15 protein-coding genes are annotated in these 18111 nt (G+C 66.5%); 5 read left to right on the top strand and 10 right to left on the bottom strand.

Annotated features, from left to right (window positions below):
- The first annotated feature begins 40 nt into the window (after positions 1-40).
- Positions 41-961, top strand: coding sequence for a LysR family transcriptional regulator ArgP (locus tag LCC91_RS11485; protein WP_143898090.1), 921 nt, complete (start codon positions 41-43; stop codon positions 959-961).
- On the opposite strand, the gene LCC91_RS11480 is transcribed toward LCC91_RS11485, so the two are convergent.
- From LCC91_RS11480 to LCC91_RS11465, 4 genes are all read right to left on the bottom strand, one after another.
- Positions 945-2891 carry a methyl-accepting chemotaxis protein gene (locus tag LCC91_RS11480; RefSeq protein WP_224440937.1) on the bottom strand — a complete coding sequence of 649 codons (1947 nt, stop codon included), beginning with the start codon at positions 2889-2891 and terminating at the stop codon, positions 945-947. The two genes, LCC91_RS11485 and LCC91_RS11480, sit on opposite strands and share 17 nt — an antisense overlap.
- 330 nt (positions 2892-3221) lie before the next feature.
- Complete coding sequence (locus LCC91_RS11475) at positions 3222-4442, bottom strand: HD-GYP domain-containing protein (RefSeq protein WP_143898094.1); 1221 nt, start codon at positions 4440-4442, stop codon at positions 3222-3224.
- A 22-nt stretch (positions 4443-4464) separates the two neighbouring features.
- Positions 4465-5355: a metallophosphoesterase gene (locus tag LCC91_RS11470; RefSeq protein ID WP_143898096.1), complete on the bottom strand. Its 891-nt coding sequence runs from the start codon at positions 5353-5355 to the stop codon at positions 4465-4467.
- Positions 5355-6323 (bottom strand): LysR family transcriptional regulator, encoded by a 969-nt coding sequence (locus tag LCC91_RS11465; protein ID WP_143898117.1) that lies wholly within the window; start codon positions 6321-6323, stop codon positions 5355-5357. The genes LCC91_RS11470 and LCC91_RS11465 overlap by 1 nt, the downstream gene beginning before the upstream one ends.
- Before the next feature lie 126 nt (positions 6324-6449).
- Here LCC91_RS11465 and LCC91_RS11460 point away from each other — a divergent pair, with 126 nt between their 5' ends.
- The gene (locus LCC91_RS11460; protein ID WP_143898098.1) at positions 6450-6989 is read left to right on the top strand and encodes a hypothetical protein; all 540 of its coding nucleotides are present in this window, start codon (positions 6450-6452) and stop codon (positions 6987-6989) included.
- Between the two features lie 220 nt (positions 6990-7209).
- Here the strand turns inward: LCC91_RS11460 and LCC91_RS11455 are convergent, their stop codons facing one another.
- Together LCC91_RS11455 and LCC91_RS11450 are read right to left on the bottom strand one after the other, a co-directional pair.
- Positions 7210-9087 carry a phosphoenolpyruvate carboxykinase (GTP) gene (locus LCC91_RS11455; protein ID WP_143898100.1) on the bottom strand — a complete coding sequence of 626 codons (1878 nt, stop codon included), beginning with the start codon at positions 9085-9087 and terminating at the stop codon, positions 7210-7212.
- 422 nt (positions 9088-9509) lie between these two features.
- The gene (locus tag LCC91_RS11450) at positions 9510-9650 is read right to left on the bottom strand and encodes a hypothetical protein (RefSeq protein ID WP_185974902.1); all 141 of its coding nucleotides are present in this window, start codon (positions 9648-9650) and stop codon (positions 9510-9512) included.
- A 93-nt stretch (positions 9651-9743) separates the two neighbouring features.
- Between LCC91_RS11450 and LCC91_RS11445 the strand changes: the two genes are divergently transcribed.
- The 3 genes from LCC91_RS11445 (at position 9744) to LCC91_RS11435 (ending at position 13264) form a co-directional block, all read left to right on the top strand.
- Positions 9744-10493: a nucleotidyltransferase family protein gene (locus LCC91_RS11445; RefSeq protein WP_143898101.1), complete on the top strand. Its 750-nt coding sequence runs from the start codon at positions 9744-9746 to the stop codon at positions 10491-10493.
- Positions 10494-10636: 143 nt separating this feature from the next.
- Complete coding sequence (locus LCC91_RS11440) at positions 10637-12037, top strand: aminopeptidase P N-terminal domain-containing protein (RefSeq protein WP_143898103.1); 1401 nt, start codon at positions 10637-10639, stop codon at positions 12035-12037.
- Positions 12038-12109: 72 nt separating this feature from the next.
- Positions 12110-13264 (top strand): SGNH/GDSL hydrolase family protein, encoded by a 1155-nt coding sequence (locus tag LCC91_RS11435; RefSeq protein ID WP_224440936.1) that lies wholly within the window; start codon positions 12110-12112, stop codon positions 13262-13264.
- A 147-nt stretch (positions 13265-13411) separates the two neighbouring features.
- Here LCC91_RS11435 and LCC91_RS11430 read toward each other — a convergent pair whose 3' ends face one another.
- The 4 genes from LCC91_RS11430 to cas1 form a co-directional block, all read right to left on the bottom strand.
- Positions 13412-14335 (bottom strand): hypothetical protein, encoded by a 924-nt coding sequence (locus LCC91_RS11430; RefSeq protein WP_224440935.1) that lies wholly within the window; start codon positions 14333-14335, stop codon positions 13412-13414.
- Positions 14336-14531: 196 nt separating this feature from the next.
- Entirely contained in the window at positions 14532-15563 is a 1032-nt protein-coding gene (locus LCC91_RS11425) for an IS5 family transposase (protein WP_143898648.1), read from the bottom strand.
- 75 nt (positions 15564-15638) lie between these two features.
- Complete coding sequence (gene cas2 / locus LCC91_RS11420; protein WP_143898383.1) at positions 15639-15905, bottom strand: CRISPR-associated endonuclease Cas2; 267 nt, start codon at positions 15903-15905, stop codon at positions 15639-15641.
- A 13-nt stretch (positions 15906-15918) separates the two neighbouring features.
- Positions 15919-18090, bottom strand: a complete 2172-nt coding sequence (gene cas1 / locus LCC91_RS11415; RefSeq protein ID WP_143898380.1) for a CRISPR-associated endonuclease Cas1 — start codon at positions 18088-18090, stop codon at positions 15919-15921.
- Positions 18091-18111 lie beyond the last annotated feature (21 nt).

Raw genomic sequence — 18111 nt, 5'->3', positions numbered from 1 at the left:
AAACGGCGATAACATCACAGGAGCTTATGAAGGTGCCCCTATGACCACGGTTTTTGACCCCGACGCTTTGGAATGCCTTGCGGCCATCGTGGAGGAGGGGGGGTTTGAGCGCGCGGCGCAACGCCTCTCCATCACACAATCCGCAGTGTCGCAGCGGCTGCGTGCGCTGGAGGCGCAGGTGGGCACGGTGCTGCTGGTGCGCAGCCGGCCCATCAGACCCACCCCGGCGGGGCAGCTGCTCATCAAACATGCCAAGATGCTGCGGCTGCTGCGGACGGATTTGCAGCGGGATTTGCGCGAGCTCGATCCTTCGCTGGCCCAGCACCACCGCGAGGAGGGGCGGCTATCCGTGGCCATCAACGCCGACAGCATCGCCACGTGGGCGCTGCCGGCCCTGACGCCACTGGTGCAGGAGGGATTTCCGCTGGAAATCATCCACGATGACCAGGACTTTACGCACGAGTGGCTGCGCGAGGGGCAGGTTGTGGGGTGTGTGACCTCGGTGGCGCAGAGCTTGCGCGGTTGCCGCGTCGAGCCGCTGGGTGTCATGGAGTATGTGGCGGTGGCACACCCCGCGTACGCGAGCGAGGCGTTGGGTGGGCGGCTGACCGCGCACAATTTTCATCGGGTGCCCTTTATCGCCTTCAATCGCAAAGACGATTTGCAGCGGGACTTTGTGGCGCAGGTGTTTGGTCTGCGCTTGGCGGGGTTGCGGCAGTTTTTCGTGCCGTCCTCGGAAGGGCAGGTGCGCGCGGCGCGGGCCGGCTGGGGGGTGACGGTGGTGCCGCGCTTGCTGGTGCAGACCGATCTGGACAGCGGCGAGCTGCTCGACGTGGCACCCCAGGCGAACTACAGTGTGCCGTTGTTTTGGCACTGCTGGAACTTGACCTCCGAGGCGTTGTCGCGCCTGAGCGCTGTGCTGCGCGAGGCGGCGCGCGTCGCGCTCAAGCCCTTGACGTGAGCGTCAGTGCTGCTGCGGCCGGGGCGGGCAGGGTCGCGGTGCTGCCGCCTTGCGCGGTGGCGGGCAGCTGGAACTGCGCCACGATGTCCAGCATGGCTTGTGCCTGCTGGCGCAGGCTCTCCGCGGCGGCGGTCGCCTGCTCCACCAGCGCGGCGTTTTGCTGCGTGACCTGGTCGAGCTGGGAGACTGCGGCGTTGATCTGACCGATGTTGTCGCTCTGCTCGGCCGCGGCATGGGTGACGTCGGCGATGAGGCCGGCGACCCGCGCGATGGACTGCTCCATCGCCTCAACGGCCTGCCCTGCGGACTCGACCAGGGACGCCCCTTGCTGCACGCAGGCAACACTGTCCTCGATGAGGCCTTTGATTTGTTTGGCAGCCTCGGCGCTGCGCTGGGCCAGTGCGCGCACTTCACCAGCCACCACCGCGAAGCCGCGGCCGGCCTCTCCCGCGCGGGCTGCTTCGACGGCGGCGTTGAGTGCCAGGATGTTGGTCTGGAAGGCGATGCCGTCGATCACTTGAATGATGTCGGCGATGCGGCGACTGCTGGCTTCGATGCCGCGCATGCTGTCGACCACTTGCCGCACGGTGTCGGCCCCGCGCTGGGCCGCCGCCGTGGCTTGGCGGGCCAGCTGGTCGGCCGATTGTGCCGACTGCGCGCTGTGGCGCACGCTGTCGGTGAGGTGTTCCATGCTGGCCGCGGTTTGTTGCAGGCTCGAGGCGGCACTTTCGGTGCGGTTGGACAGGTCGCGGTTGCCCTGGGCGATCTCGGCCGAGGCCGTGGCCACTTGTTGTGCGGCGTCGCGGATGTGGGCCATCGCGTCCGCCAGGCGCTGCTCCATTTGCCAGACGGCTTCGACGACGCTACCGTTGGGCACGCGGTGTTGCTGCCAGTCCGCGCCTGTCAAATCGCCAGCGGCGACGCGACGCACGTGCTGCACCACGGCGGCGGGGTCGTCGCCGAGTGGTCCGAGGACGCGTCGGCGCAACTCCCACGCCATGACGGCCAGCACCACGACCATCGCCAGCAAGCCCAGCGCGGCACCGCGCCACACCTCATGCCAAGCCGCGGCGGTGAGTTCGGCACGGGGAACCTGACCAACGACCGCCCAGCGCACGCCGGTGTCGGCCAGCGTGATCGGCTCCACCACGTATACCGTGGCACCCACGCGCAGGATGGCGGGCTGAGCTTGCCGGGCGGCCTCTACCACCTCGGCCGCAAACCCCACGTCAGCCAACGATTTGCCGTTGCGGCTCGGGTTGGGGTCGGCCACGACCACACCCGTGGGCGAGGCCAGTGTCAGGTAGCCCGTTTCAAACAGCTTGTGCTCGGCGATGCGCTGCGACAGACCGTCCAGCGGGATGTCCACCGTCGTCAGCCCCACAAACCGCCCCTCGTGCACGATGGGCTGGCTGAAGGTGGTCATCAAGACATCCTTGCCCTCGATTGGGTAAAAGTACGGCTCGACCACGGTCGGGCGGCGCGTTTGCCGCGGCAGCAAGTACCAGTCGCCCGCGCCGGGCTTTTCGTAGTCCACCAGCTTGTCCGCCGCGATGCGATCGCCACTGCGGTACCAATAGGGAATCAGCCGACCGGTTTCGTCGTGGGTGGGGTCGGCGTTGACGAATTCGGCATCGCGCCCGTCAAAGGCATTGGGTTCCCAAGCGGTGGAGCCGCCGATGATCAGGGGATTGCTCTCGACGCCACCGCGCACAATGTGGTTGGCCGTGACCCGATCGGCCCGGCCGTCGCGCTGCAGTGCGTACAGCGCCGCGGCCATGCCACGCGCCGTGGTAGCGGCGCTGTCCATGATGCGCTCGACTTCTTTGGCGTAGCGAGCGGTCTGCAGCCGCACCAGCTCCTCGCGATCCGTCACCAGCGTGGACAGTTGCGACCACAGGCGCAGCCCCAGCAGCAGTACCAGCACCACCGCCAAAACCGTGCCCAATCGCAAAATAATGCGCGCTTGAAAGCTGAGTTTTCTGGAGGTTGCCATGGTATTGCGGCGCTTGCGTAGTGGATCATCCAGCGATGAGGCCGTGCGGGCAAGCCGTGGCTGACGCGGGGCTGACACCACACTCCCGATGCCGTCCCATCTTAGCGTCGAGTGGGCAATGCGTCGCAGCGTGTTGTGCAATTGCCACTGGGGACAAACCCGAACTGGCGCGCGCACGGTGACGATGCGCAGTCACGATACCCCTTGGCCTCACGCCATCGACACCGTCTCGCGATGCAGTGACCTTTAGTGCTGTTGGTCGGCTCACAGTTCCTCTTGCCACACGGCGTCGAGGTTGGGGATTTTCCAAACGGCCGGGTCTTCCCGTTGCTCGATTTGGACGGCGCAGCCCGCGGCGCTGAGGTCGATGCGCTGCGGTACCAGCGGCTCCTGGCTGCGCAGCGAATACACCGTTTTGACCACAGGTTTGAGCAACTGACTGGGGTTTTGCGCGACCACCACCGCCAGGCGCTGGTTGGACAGCCTCACCAGCGAACCCACCGGGTAGATCCCCAGGCTGCGCACGAAGGCCTGGAACACGCGGTTGTCGAAGTGGCCGTGCCAAGAGGCCATGCGCTTGAGCGACTCGGCTGGATCCCAGCCCGCCTTGTAAGGCCGGTTGGAGGTGATGGCGTCATAGACGTCGCACACCGCCCCCATGCGCGCCATCAGGCTGATCTGCTCGCCGGTCAGTCTGTCGGGGTAGCCCTTGCCGTCCATGCGCTCGTGGTGGTGCAGGCAAACATCCAGCGCGTGTCTGTCCGAGACGCCTGCGGCGCGCAAGCGCTCCCAGCCCTTGCGCGGATGCTCGCGCACGATGGCGAACTCTTCCTCGGTGAGCTTGCCGGGTTTGTTGAGCACCTCCAGCGGGATGTCGGCCTTGCCGATGTCGTGCAGCAGCCCGGCAAAGCCTGCCGCGCGCGTTTGGTCGTCGGGCATTCCCAGTTGGCGCGCCAGCGCCACCATCAGCGCGCAGACGGCCACCGAGTGCAAATAGGTGTAGTCGTCGGCGGTTTTGAGCCTGGCCAAGTTGATGAGCGCGCCGCCGTTGCGCGTGACCGAGTCGGCGATTTCGTCCACGACGGCGCGCGCGACGTGCGCATCAATGGCGCGTCCCATCCGTGCGTCCTGGAACATGTCGACGACGGCGGCGCGTGCACTCTCGAGCACCCGAGCGGCCCTTTTGAGCTCTTCGGCCTGGGTTTTAGGGGGGACGTCGCGCTGCGCGGTCGGGGTGACCTCGACGGTCGGCACGTCCGACTCGGTGTCCGCCCGGGCGACGACCGGTGCCTGCGGCTCGACATCGGAACCTTGCGCGACGTCGATCCAGACCTCGCGCACGGCGCTGGCGCGGATGCGCGCCAAGTCCTGCGGATCGTCGAGCAGGAACCGGCTGCGCCAAAACGGATGATCCAGCCAGGAACCGGCGAAGCCGTGGATGAACATCCCGAGGCGGACGTCCTCGACGCGGATGCGCTTGAGCATGTCGTGCTTCCCCTGTCGATCATTATCGCGCAGGGGGAGACGCGGGGGTGGCCGCGTCCGGGAGGTCGACCACGCACAGCGGCCGAAACCCGGCGTGCTCGCCCTTGTCCGCGTATCCCAGCGGGTTGGCCACGACCCGGCAGCGGCCGACGCGGTAGTCGTGCGGGCAGTGCAGGTGGCCGTGCAGCCACAGGTCGGCCTGGGGCAGCAAGTCGTCCAGTGCATTGCAAAAGCCCGCGGTGCCGGGCTGCACGCCGTAGCGCGGATCCGCGCTGCGCAGCGAGGGCGCGAAATGCGTGACGACGACTGTCGGCCCGTCGAACGGCTGCGCCAGCGCCGCGCGCAGCCAGGCCTGGCAGCGCAGCGCCTCCTCGCGCATCGCAGCCGCGTCGAACAGCCGCCCGTGCCGCCGCGTGGCCATCTGCGTCAGGTAAAAGTTCGCCGCCCGAAAGGCGCGTTCGCGCTGGTGCAACCGGTGCGCGGCGGGGTCCCGAATCGGGCGCACGCGCCCGCGTCGCTGCATGGGAACGGCGGCCAGCGCGTCGTAGTCGCTCCACAGCGTGGTACCGATGAAGCGCACGCCCGCGATCACCACGACCTCGCGCTCGAGCCATACGATACCCAGCCGCTCGCACGCCGCGCGCAAGCCCGTGTGCGCTTCGTCCCAGTCCAGTGCGTCATACTCATGGTTGCCGGGCACGAACAACACGGGCGTGGGCCAGCCCGCATAGTGCGGCAAGGGCGAAAAGCGCCGCAACCCCCAGTCCGGTGCCGTCATCACCGCGCCGTTGCGGCTGTGCTGGTACGAGCCGATATCCCCGGCGAGCACCAACACGTCTGCGTCGGGCGCGGGCGTTGGGGCGAAGTCCGGATTGGCCTCCAGGTGCAGGTCCGACAGCAGCTGGATTCGCATCAGAGAGCCTCCGCGGCCATGGCACCTTGCGCGACCGCGCGCCCGACGGCATCGCGCAGCCAGCGCTGGGCACTGACCGCCTCCGTCTGCCGGTGCCACAGCATGTCCACATGCACGCGCGGTACATCGATGGGCAGGGGCTGCACCGCCAGCTCGGCCGCATGGCCGGTGCTGCTCAGAAAATGGTGCGGCAGCACCGTCAGCAAGTCAGAGGCCGCCACCACTTGGCCTGCGGTAAAAAACTGATTGACCGTCAGCACGATGCGCCGCCGCCGCGAGATGGCCGCCAGCGCCTCATCGACAAACCCGAAGGGCCGCCCCGAAAAACTCACCAGCAAGTGGCGCGCCGCACAGTAGTCGTCCAACGTGAGCCGCTGCCGTGCCAGCGGATGGTCGCGTCGCATCGCCACGACGTAGTGGCCCTCGTAGAGGCGGCGCGACAAAAAGCGCGGCACCTGCTCGTGCAGGTGCGTGGCCCCCAATTCGGCCAGCACACCGGGAAAGTACCCGATGGCCAGGTGCACCTCGCCCGCTTCCAGCAGCGCGCGCGGATCGCGCGTGGTCAATGGCAACACGCGCAGCGTCACACCCGGTGCCTCGCGGTCCAAAATCGCCACCAGCCGCGGCATGATTTTCGATGCCGTCGCATCGGCCATCGCCAATACGAAGACGTCTTGTGCCTGTGCGGGGTCGAACGGGCCGGGGGTGAGCGACTCGCGCAGCTGCTGCAGCGCTTGCCGTACCGTCGGCCACAACTGCAACGCCAGCGGTGTGGGCTCCACGCCGTGGCGCGAACGTCGCACCAAATCGTCACCCAGCGCCTCGCGCAGCCGCCGCAGCGCGTTGCTGACAGCCGGCTGCGACAGCGCGAGGTTGTGTGCCGCGCGCGTGAGATTGCGCTCGGCCATCACCTCGTCAAAGACGCGCAGCAGGTTCAGATCGAAGGTGCGAAAGTTCGTCTTTGTTATCACGATCGTGAATGTTAAACATCACAAAACAAAAGTTGCATCACATTAGTGAAAACCCTAGGATACGCGCCTGGAATGTTGCTGCAGTGCAGCATTGATGGAGGACGAGCAATGGGGACGCTTTCGATGAACCGTGCAAGCGCCGCGCCGACTGCCAGCGGTGTGGCGGCAAGCTCTGTCGACGCCGCGCGCCGTGCGGTGGCTCCGCGTGCGCTGGCCACGTTGTTGTTGGCCGCGGGTGTGGCGGCGTTGGCCGTGGTGACCGACCGTTTGGTGGATACCTGGGCCGACGGACACCTGTTTGCGGCCTGGGTGCTGATGTGGGCGGTGGTCTTTTTGGGCAGTGTGGTGCTGGCGTCGCCCGCCCGGCACGCTGCGCACCGATTGATAATGGCGCTCAACGCTTGGGCGCGCCGTCGCGCTCAGGCGCGCGCCGAAGCCCGTATGGAAGCGCTGGCGCGTGCCGATGCCCGCATCCGCGCGGAAATCGAAGCGGCCCGTCGGCATGCCGAGGCGCAAGCTCAGGCGTGGGCGCGGGCGCTGGAGCCACTGGGCCCCGATTGGCTGGGCACGGAAGATGGCCGCCTGCGCGAGCAGGTGGCGGACGTCGCCGACACGGCGGTGAATTTCCCGCGCGACCAGCGCTACACCTTGTACTACATCTGATCGGCGCGGCGCGCTCCCTCAAGCCACGCTGTCGGCGGATGGCCGACCCGGCGGACTCATCGCCCGTCACCGGGCGGTGTTGAATGAGGTTGTGGGGTGGCGAGGGCGGGCCCGCAGCGCACTGCCGGCTTAGCCTGCGTCCCTGCCAGGGCCCCGGTGGTTACACCGCCATGTTCGCTGCCTAAGCCCAAAAGCGGTCGTCATGCCCCACAAGCGGTCGTCATGCGCCGCCAAGCAGGTGATGGGCCAAACGGGCTTGGGTTTCGGCCAGCTCGCGTGGCAGACGGGGCGAGAGCCGGTCGAAAAGGGCTTGGTGCTGTGCGAGCTCGTCGGTCCACTCCGTGGGATTGAGTGCGGTCACGGCCGCGAATGGCTCGCGGCCAAACGCCAGCCCGTCCCAGTGAATCTCGTCGTAGGTGGGGCTGATGCCGAGGGCGTGCTCCTCGCCCGCGACACGGCCTTCGATGCGGTCGATGATCCAGCGTAGCACGCGCATGTTCTCGCCGTAACCCGGCCAGATGAAGCGCCCCTTGCTATCTTTGCGGAACCAGTTGACGCAATAGATGCGCGGCAGCGCATGGCTCTGGGCTTGTAGGCGGTGCCCGATATCGAGCCAGTGCTGGAAGTAGTCGCCCATGTGGTAGCCACAAAACGGCAGCATCGCAAACGGATCGCGTCGCACCACACCTTGTGTGCCAAACGCCGCGGCGGTGGTCTCCGACCCCATCGTCGCGGCCATGTAGATGCCCTCGATCCAATTGCGTGCCTCGGTCACGAGCGGCACGGTATGGGAGCGGCGCCCGCCAAAAATGAAGGCGTCGATCGGCACGCCCTGCGGCGCGTCCCATTGCGCATCCAGTGCCGGGTTTTGGGTGGCGGCGACAGTGAAGCGGGCGTTGGGGTGGGCGGCTTTGCGGCCGGCGGCACCGTCGGCCGGCGTCCAGTCCTTGCCTTGCCAATCCAGGCAGTGGGTGGGAGCTGGGCCCATGCCCTCCCACCAGACGTCGCCGTCGTCGGTCAGCGCGACGTTGGTGAAGATCACGTTGCGCGCGAGGCTCGCCATGCAGTTGGGGTTGGTCTGCTCATTGGTGCCGGGGGCCACGCCAAAATAGCCCGCCTCCGGGTTGATCGCGTACAGTCGCCCATCCGCGCCGGGCTTGATCCACGCGATGTCGTCGCCGATCGTGGTGACGGTCCAGCCGTCGAACCCCTTGGGCGGGATGAGCATAGCGAAATTGGTCTTGCCGCAGGCGCTCGGGAAGGCGGCGGCGACGTGGTACTTCTTGCCCTCGGGGCTGGTGACGCCAAGGATCAGCATGTGCTCGGCGAGCCACCCCTCGTCGCGCCCCATCACGGAGGCAATGCGCAGCGCCAGACACTTCTTGCCCAGCAGCGCGTTGCCGCCGTAGCCCGAGCCGTAGGACCAAATCTCGCGCGTCTCCGGGTAGTGGACGATGTACTTGGTCGTCGGGTTGCACGGCCACGGCACGTCAGCCTGGCCCGGTGCCAGCGGCGCGCCCACGGTGTGCACACACGGCACGAAGGCCCCATCAGTGCCCAGCACGTCATACACCGCGCGCCCCATGCGCGTCATCAGCCGCATGTTGACGACCACATAGGGACTGTCGGTCAGCTCCACCCCGATTTGCGCCAGTGGCGAGTCCAGCGGCCCCATGCTGAACGGGATCACGTACATCGTGCGCCCGCGCATGCAGCCATCGAACAGGCCCGGCTGGCCGTCGCGGCCGTACTGCAGGATGGCGCGCATCTCGTCCGGGGCCATCCAGTTGTTGGTCGGGCCGGCATCCTCAGGCCGCGCGCAGCAGATAAAGGTGCGGTCTTCGACGCGCGCGACATCGGACGGATCGGTCCACGCGAGATAGGAGTTGGGGCGTTTGACGGGGTTGAGCCGCTTGAGCGTGCCGGCGGCGACCATCTGCTCGCACAGCCGGTCGTATTCGGGCTGCGAGCCGTCGCACCATTCGATGCGATCCGGCTTGCACAGCGCGGCCATGTCGGCTACCCAAGCCAGCAGCCGGGCGTGTTGCACGTAGGAGGGGGCGTTGAGCTGGAGACCCGGCATCACCGGAGCGTTCATGGCGGAAACCCTTGCAATCAAGCGCCGACCCAGCCGGCGCGCGCCCAGACGCGGTGCCCGTGCGGGGGCGGTCTACACGATGGTGGCGTTGGTGGGGTCTCGCGCGCGCAGGGCTGGCGGGTGTCGCGGCAGCACCGGTCGGGATCCTCGGCCGGGTGAGCCGCAGGACGCGTGAGGGGCTGGCGAGACCGTGGGACCATTGTATGAAGCGCCGATGACGATGGGCTGACACTCGTCGCCAAAATCATGCAAAACGCGCATGGGGCGATGCGCCCCTGAAAAATGTACCCGGCACTACCGCGTCGCCACACCCGGAAACGACGACACCCCACCGGCCGTGGGGCCGGCGGGGTGTCGAAACGGGGTGGGGGAGTGGCCAGCCCTGCGTCCGAAGGGCTGTAGCAGCCCCCGGCGGGGCGGCGTCAGGCCATCATAACCGCGATGAACGCGAGCAGGAACATCAAAATGGCACCTGCGACCGGAATCAGCCACGGGATCACGTGCACGATCGCCTCGGCGGGATCGGTGTTTTGCTGGGTTTCGGTCGGGGCTGCGTGGGCCATGGCGGTCTCCGTCGGCTGATCGTCAGAAAGGGTAAAAGACTCGTGTCAATTGATTTTAGTCAAACTGCCGCCACCGCGGAACCGGCGCAGGCCATGCTGCTCGCCGCTGGGCGCGGCGAGCGCATGCGGCCGCTGACCGACACGTGTCCTAAGCCGCTGCTGCCGGTGCGCGGCAGGCCGCTGCTGGCATGGCACCTGGAGGCGCTCGCACGCGCGGGGGTGCGGCACGTGCTCATCAACACCGCGTGGCTGGGCGGGCAGGTTCCTGCCACGCTGGGCGACGCGTATCGCGCTTCGGACGGTGCGACGGTCGCGCTGACCTACTCCATGGAAGGCGAGGACTTCGGCCGCGCGCTGGAGACGGCGGGCGGCATCGCGCGTGCGCTGCCGCGGCTCGCCCCCGTTTTCTGGTTGGCCGCGGGGGACGTGTTCATGCCGGACTTCGCGTTCGACCCCGCGGCGCGGGCGCGTTTCGTGGCGAGTGGGGCGCTGGCGCACCTGTGGCTCGTGCCCAACCCGCCACACCACCCGCGCGGTGACTTTGGGCTCGACAGCGATGGCCGGGCGCTCGACTTGGCCCCAGACGACCCGCGTCCGCGCTGGACATATGCCACCGTTGCCCTGCTGCGGCGTGAGTTGTTCCTGCCGCCGTGGTGCGACATTCCACCCGGTAACCCCGAGGGCATCGGGGCACCGCTGGCCCCAGTGCTGCGGCGTGCCATGTCGGCGGGCTGCGTGACCGCCGAAATCTGGTCAGGGGGGTGGACGGACGTCGGTACCCCCGAGCGCTGGGCGCAACTCAACCGCGGCGACATGCATGGCGCACGCCCAAAGGTGCCGTGACACGCAGGAGCGGATTCCGCCGCAGAGGGAGCCCGTGTGTCGTCGGCAAACGCCGAGGCGGCATCCCATGCCCATGGCACCCGGACGGAAAACCGGGGCACCGCTGTGAGATGTGTCGGTCGTGGCACCCGTATCATGCGCGCATGACAACGCCCACTGCAAACCTCCCCATTTATGCCGAACGGCGCGCGCGGCTCGCCGCCCAGCTCGGCGATGGCGGCATCGCCATCGTGCCCACCGCGCCGCAGCGGCTGCGCAACCGCGACAGCGAATACCCGTTCCGCTTCGACAGCTACTTTTACTACCTGACGGGATTTACCGAACCGAACGCCTGGCTGGTGCTGACCGCCGAGGGGCGCGCGATCCTGTTTTGCCAGCCCAAGGATGCCGAGCGCGAAATCTGGGACGGTTACCGGCTGGGCCCCGAGGCGGCACCCGCCGCGCTCGGCATCGACGAAGCCTACGCCGTGGACGAGCTGGACGCGCGGCTGCCGACGCTGCTGGAAAACCGCCACACCGTTTGGTATCCGTTTGCCACGCACGCCGGGTTGGAGAGCCGCATCGACGGCTGGCTGCAAAAGGTGCGCGCGCGCGTGCGCTATGGCGTGCTGTGTCCGGAGGCGCAGCGCGACCTGTGCCGTCCGCTCGACGAGATGCGGCTCGTCAAAGACGCACACGAGCTGGACGTGATGCGCCGCGCTGCGCGCATCAGCGCCCGCGCGCACGTCCGCGCGATGCAGCGCTGCGCCGCGATGATCCGCGCCGGCGAGGACGTGCGCGAATACCACCTGGAGGCGGAGTTGCTGCACGAATTCCGCCGCAGCGGTTCGCAGTCTCCGGCTTACGGCAGCATCGTCGCGGCTGGTGCCAATGCCTGTGTGCTGCACTACCGCGCCGACGCCGCGCCGGTGCGCGACGGCGACCTCGTGCTGATCGATGCCGGCTGCGAGCTCGACGGCTACGCCAGCGACATCACGCGCACCTTCCCCGCTAACGGGCGCTTTAGCGGCCCGCAGCGCGACCTCTACGAACTGGTGCGCGCGGCGCAGCAAGCTGCAGTGGATGCCACGCGAGCCGGCGCGCGGTTTGCCGACGCGCACGACGCTACTGTGCGGGTGCTCGCGCAAGGGCTGTTGGATCTGGGGCTGCTGGATCGCCACCGCGTCGGTGGCGTCGACGACGTTATCGAACAGCGGCACTACTTCCGCTTCTACATGCATCGCACCGGCCACTGGCTGGGGTTGGACGTGCACGACGTGGGCAGCTACGTCGAGCCCAGCGAGGTCGGCCAATTTGACGAGCGACGCGATCCGCTCAGCGGCGAAGTGATCCGCAACCGCCCCAGCCGCATCTTGCGGCCGGGCATGGTGCTGACGATCGAGCCCGGCCTCTACATACGGCCCGCTGAGGATGTGCCCGAGCGCTTTTGGAACCTGGGCATCCGCATCGAGGACGATGCCATTGTGACCAACAGCGGGTGCGAGCTCATCACCCGCGATGTCCCGGTCGAGCCGGATGCGATCGAGGCGCTGATGCGAGGCTGAAACTGTCGCCGTCCCGACACGGACTGCGGGCTCTCCCCGATGGGCGGGGTGCGCTCGGGGGCACTAGCATCAATGCGTTTTGGCGCTTTCCATCCAAACACAGGAGATGTATCCATGCCCATCGCAGCCCGTTTGTCTGCTGTTGCGCTCGCTGCCCTGCTGAGCGCATGCGGAGGTGGTGAGTCCAGCGTCACCGCAGTGAAGGTGGCCGGCGATAGCCTCGCGGACGGTGGAACCTTTGGGTTCAAGTTCACCGTGCAAGGCCCGTCGCTCAATGCCACCCGTATCTGGGTTGATCACGTGGCGGACGCGGTTGGCGTGGGTCCCTTGTGTCCCCGCAACCAGGCCACCAGCCCTGACGGCCGCACCGTCGCACAGAACCCGAACGCGACCAGCTGCACCAACCACGCCGTGGGTGGGGCCCGCATCAATGTTTCGGGCACGGCCGGAGACGCCACACCATTTTCGGTTTTGCAGCAGCTGCGGAACCTCGGGCAGCAGTCGTACACCGCGACCGACGTGTTGCTGGTGGACGGAGGCGGCAACGATGCGGCCGACTTGCTCACGGCGTTTCTGGCGGCACGCACCGATGGCGGCGCGTCATACGTGGCTTTGTTGCAAGAACTGTTGTCGGCTGCCGACGTGCAGGCAGCCGCCGCGGCTGGATCGCAGGGGTTGGCGCAGGCGGGTGGTCAGTACATGATGGCGCTGGCGGACGCTTTGGTCAACACGCTCACCACCGAAGCCTTCAACAAAGGCGCGCGGCGTGTTGTGGTGTTGACCGTGCCGGACATCACCCGCACGCCCCGTTTTCAGGCGTTGCTGGCTGCTATTCGGCAGTCGCAGGGCGAGGCGGCCGCCACGCAAGTGGCCACAGTGGCCAATGCATGGGTGCAGGCGTTCAACCTGCGCTTGAGCCAACGTTTGGCGGGGGACGCGCGCGTGGCGCTGGTAGACTTCTATGCCGCCCTTAACGCGTGGTTGGCCAATCCGGCGCAATTTGGGTTGACCAATACGAGCACGCCGGTGTGCCCCGCAACGGGCACCGACAGCCAAGGGTTCCCGACGTACGCGATCCACCTTTGTACCGAGGCGGTGGCTGCGGCCAACGTCGGGCCGAACTGGAACACGTACGTCTTCTCGGATAACTTCCACGGCACGCCGCGCACCAACCAGCTCATGGGACAGGCGGTGGTGGAGGCGATGCGCGCGCGTGGCTGGCTGTGATTGGCCGGCGGCCTCGGGGGGCATGCCGGGGTGCGCGGTGGCGGCTGCATCAGACCGCTGTCTCAGCTCCCCCCGCGCTCTTGCCCGGCGAGCCGACCCAGCGGGTGCGGTGCGCCAGGGCCTCGTTTGTGGGGCCGCCGCCTTGCGTTAGGTCAGGGTCGGGGTCGAGACGCGGTAGCCCTTGACCTTGGGGCGCATGTTTCCTTTGTCTCCGGGCGGGACGTACTGCAGGTCCAGCTCGCGTTTGTCCAGTGTCGTCAGCGCCCCGGCGATGCTGGTGGTTTTTTGACCGCCGGTCACGTCGATCACCATGTCGCTGAGTGCAAAGCCTTTGTGCTTGCAGAGCCGAATTGCGCCCTCCAGTTGATCCATGATGGCCCGGAAGTCCTCGAAGTTTGCCGGGGGCATCGTTTCGATTGTGATGGCGCGACTCTCTCCGGTTTGATTGCGAATCAGGTGGGTGAAAATCTCGATCGCCAGGTCTACCTGTTCACAACTGGGGGGCAGCGAGCCGCTGGGGTTGGATGACGGCAGCAGCACGACACATTCCAGTTTGTCCAAGTGCGGCAGAATGCCCCGTGCCAACTGTTGCCACGAGCCGAGAATGCGCTCATGGTTGGCGAACTCCGCCAATGTCTGGATGGGGGGTATTGGGGGAGCCGGATCGGCCCCGCCGCCAGGACTGCGGGGCGCTTGAGCAGTCGAATTGGCACCGCTGCCAGAACCGAGGGTAAAAACAAAGGCGGTGCTGCCGTCTGGTAGTTGGGTCGCGCGAATAACTTCTTTGATCGATGACAAAAATGTAATCAGCACCCGCCGCGGGCGCACAGTGTCGTGTTGCTCCACCCGTGCGGGGATGACGCGATCACGCAGTGACCACAACAGCGCCGCACCCATCAACAAGGCCAGCAGGCCTAAGCCCAACACAGGCAGCCAAATCTGTGCCGAGATGCCGGCCAGCCCTTTTTGGGACCATTCAATGATGAAGGAAGAAAGCAAACTGCCGGGCAGTGCCAGAAAAACAACCGAGACGATGAGTGGAATCAGTGATTTCCAAAAATTTCCATCCAAAAAAGGCGAAAACGTCCGTATCGAGGGCTTGAGCCAGGACGATAACTTTTTAAGACCGTTGCACAACCCCGCCGAGCGGGGGCTTCCTCTCCTTTTCGTCGCCTGGATGCCTCTTTTTTGAGCAGCTTGCGCGGTGTTTTCCCTGTTTGCCCCACCCCAGGCGGGGCTCTGTTGGGCCTTTCGCCCGCTTCTGCCCTCACGCGGGCGCACTGGCCCCCTGTGTCTGCAGCCGCATGAGCTTGCGGTGAGCTTTGAGCAGGTTGAAGCCGATCGCTGCCCAGCACATCTGCGCCTGCACCTTCGCCCGCCCGAAGTAGCGCGCACGATCCAGATGGAAGCGCCGCTTCATCGTGCCGAAGCACTGCTCGACCTTGTAGCGCACAGTGCCGATCAGGCGGTTCAAGGCTTTGAGCACCGCATCGAGCGGGTGCCCCCGCGTGGCCTTGTGCTGGATGAAGTCAGTGATACCACGCTCACGCAGATACTGCCGGTTGGCAGCACTCGCGTAGCCTTTATCGGCAAGCACCCCATCGGGCGTGGCGCCAGTGGCGGCGATGTGGGCTTCGATGATTTGGGGCAGCTTGTTCACTTCGGCCTCGTTGGCCGGGTGGACTTCGACGTGTTGCACATAGCCGTCTTCGGTGTCCGTGGTGGCGTAGCCACGGTAGCCGTGATAGGACTGCTTGCCTTTCTTGAGCCAGCGCGCATCCGCATCGGCGCTGGTCGTGATTTGTGGTTCCTCTTCGCTGACCTCGATGGTCACGCGCGGACGGGCAGCACTTTCGATGATGGTGGCATCCACGATCGCGCCCGTGCTGCCCTGGACCTTGACGCCGATGGCTTCGAGCTGGCGGTTGATGCTGCAAAGCAGCCGCTGATCGAGCTTGGCTTGCACCAAGCGGTTGCGAAAGCGACAGATGGTGCTGGCATCGGGCATCTCCCCGGCCGAGGGGTCGAAGCCACAGAAGACCATGAAGTCGATGCGTACCTTGAGCGCCCGCTCCAGTTCCGCATCCGACAGCCCATGCCACTGACCCAAGAGCATGAGCTTGAACATCGACAGCGGCGCATACGGCTCGGGGCCGCCACCGCGGGTGAGCTCGCGCCGGTACAGGCCCTTGAGCTGCGCGCCGATCGCCTTCCAATCGATGAGCTGGTGCAGCTTGTAGGTCGGCGTGTCTTCGATCAGGGGGCGTGCGCCCAGCAGGAAGAAGCTCTCGGTGGTCATGCTCTGGCGGCAGCGGCTGTCCGATACCGGTATTGGACATCACCCTGCACGCGCAGCCATCGGGGGATGTACCAGTTATGCAACGGTCTCGCTGCGTCTGCCTTGGCCGTGGATGCGCAACTGCGGCTCGCACCAGCGGCACAGTGGGTACAGGCGCAGACTGTCGGTGGCACTATCCAGCAGCGGTTCAAGGTCGCGTACGATGGTGCGGGCCTGTTGCGGGGTGAGGTAGGCCTCGAAGACGCTGTACTGCACCCGGTTGCCCCAGCGCAAGAGGTATTTCTCTACGCGCGTGCGGGTGGCGTCGTCGGCGATGTCGTAAGCGATCATCCACAGGCGCATGGCGTCGGTTTGCTCAACGCAGCAAGAAGGGGGTGTACACGGGCGGCCTGCCCGCCAGCACGCCCCGGTAGTGCCGCACTTGCCATAACATGGCACGGTGGTAGTCCATGCGGGCGGCCGCGCTGGGGTGCACGATGTGGCTGCGCAGCTTGGCGTGCAGGGCTTGTACCAGGGTTTGCCGCGCGTGTTTGTCGAGCAAAACCGTGCCCGTTCCGCACTCGGTGTCGAAGTTGCCGGGGGTGAGCGTGTCGCTCAGCAGCAGATGGACGACGGTGGTGTCGACCACGGGGGCGCGAAATTCTTCGATGAGGTCGGATGCCAGCGCGGCGTGTCCGGCTCGCGGCGCGTGGAATGCGCCGAGGTAGGGGTCAATGCGCTGGCGCACCAGCAGCGTGACCATGGTGCGGTGCAGAACCGCGTATCCGTATGACAGCAAGGCGTTGACGGGGTCTGTTGGGGGGCGCTTGCGCCGGCCCTCGAATGTCCACTGGGGTGGCACGAGGTGGTGCAGTGCGCCAAAGTAGGCGCGCGCCGCTTGCCCCTCGCAGCCGCGGACTTGGTCGAGGGTTTGGGTGGTGGCCAGTCGGCTGCGCATGGCGTCGAGTTGCTCGATGGCTTGGTCGATGGGGGTTAGGCGGCGCCGGCGGTTGTAGCGCCTGAGAAGGCACAGCTGATTGTGGATTTTTCCGTGGATGACAGCACGGGCCATCATCAGCGACCAGTCGTTGTCGGCCAGTCGTTGTACTTGTTGGGCGTGGCAGTGCGCGTCGGCCAGCGGGTGTGGGGCACCGAGATGGGCGTGGTTGATGCCGGTGGAGTCGCTGACGGTGACGTGAATGCCGTCGCGGCTGCATTGCCGCAGCAACGCGGTGCTGACCAGGGCGTTGCCGGTGATGTGGATTTCGTCCAGCTTTTGCAGCGGCCAACTCAGCAGCTCACTGCCTTGGCGAGCGACGATGATGCGGTCGTTTTCTTTCAGGATGAGCACACCGTGCTCGCCAATGACGAGGCTGCGCAGCAGCGGCGGGAGTCGGTCGTCGTGCTGGAGTTGGATCCGTGGCTCCGGGTCATCTTCTGCGGTGGCGTCGGTGTCGTTGTTCGCATGGAAGGATGAATCATATGGTTGCATGCCGTCGTAAGCCCCGACGGGGCGCTGGCTGCCCGTGGGGACGGGTGGCGTTGTGGCGTGGATCGTTTCGCCAACCATCGGCTCTGGTGGCTCGTTGGCATGTCGGTCTGTGTCTGGGGCTTCAGCAGGGGTATCGTGCAGCGCTGCTCGCTGACGGGTGGTGGCGTCGGGAATGACCCAAGGCTGCGCGCCAGGCTGGGCAGCGAGCATGAGGTTGCGGATGAAGTCCACCCCCAGAAAGCGAAAGCCCTCATCGAAGTGCACTAAGCGGGTTTTCTCCCGGTTGATGCGCAGCTTGAGGGCCTCGACGGTGGCTTCGGTGAGTTCGAGGGCTTGCTGGGCTTGCGCGGGGTCTCGGCAGAGGATGACAAAGTCGTCCGCAAAGCGCACAAGCCGCATGTCCCGCGCCAGTACGGCTTCGTCCAGGTCGTCCAGATAGAGGTTGGCCAGTACGGGTGAGATCGGCGAGCCTTGGGGGACGCCTTTGGTCAGCAGGTATGGGGGGCTGCCGTCTGCGGGCTGGATGGTGGCGGCAAGCCACAGTTCAATGAGCGGCACGAGGCTGTGGTCCTGGAGGGTGCGGCGCAGTTTGTCCAGCAGCAAGCCGTGGGGGATGTTGTCGAAGTAGCCCTCGATGTCGGCGTCGACCACCCACTGGTAGCCCTGGTCGCGCCAGTAGGCGACGCGGGCGACGGCCATCTGGACGCTGCGGCCGCTGCGGTATGCGTAGCTGGCGTGCTCCATGGCACGGTCGAGCAGCGGTGTGAGCACGAGGGCCGCCGCGGTTTGCAGGACCCGGTCGCGCACGGTTGGCACGGCCAGGTAGCGCAGTTTGCCATTCGCTTTGGGAATGGCCCATTGCAGCAGTGGCTGTGGGCGGTATTCGCCACGGCGTACGTGGTCGCGCAGCGTTTGGAGTCGCCCCAGGACGTTGGTGCCGAATTGTTCAATGGTTTGCCCGTCGACGCCGGCGGCACCTTGGTTGGCCCGAACTTTGCGCCAGGCGTCAAAGAGGGTGGCTTCGTCGATGGCTGCGTGCAGGAGGTCTGCTGTCACACAACGCTCCTGTACGTTCCT

The sequence above is a fragment of the Tepidimonas taiwanensis genome (genome assembly GCF_020162115.1).
In the GTDB taxonomy this organism is placed as follows: Bacteria; Pseudomonadota; Gammaproteobacteria; order Burkholderiales; family Burkholderiaceae_C; genus Tepidimonas; species Tepidimonas taiwanensis.
The sequence above is the reverse complement of the archived record's forward strand: the minus strand, read 5'-3'. Positions and strand labels throughout refer to the sequence as shown.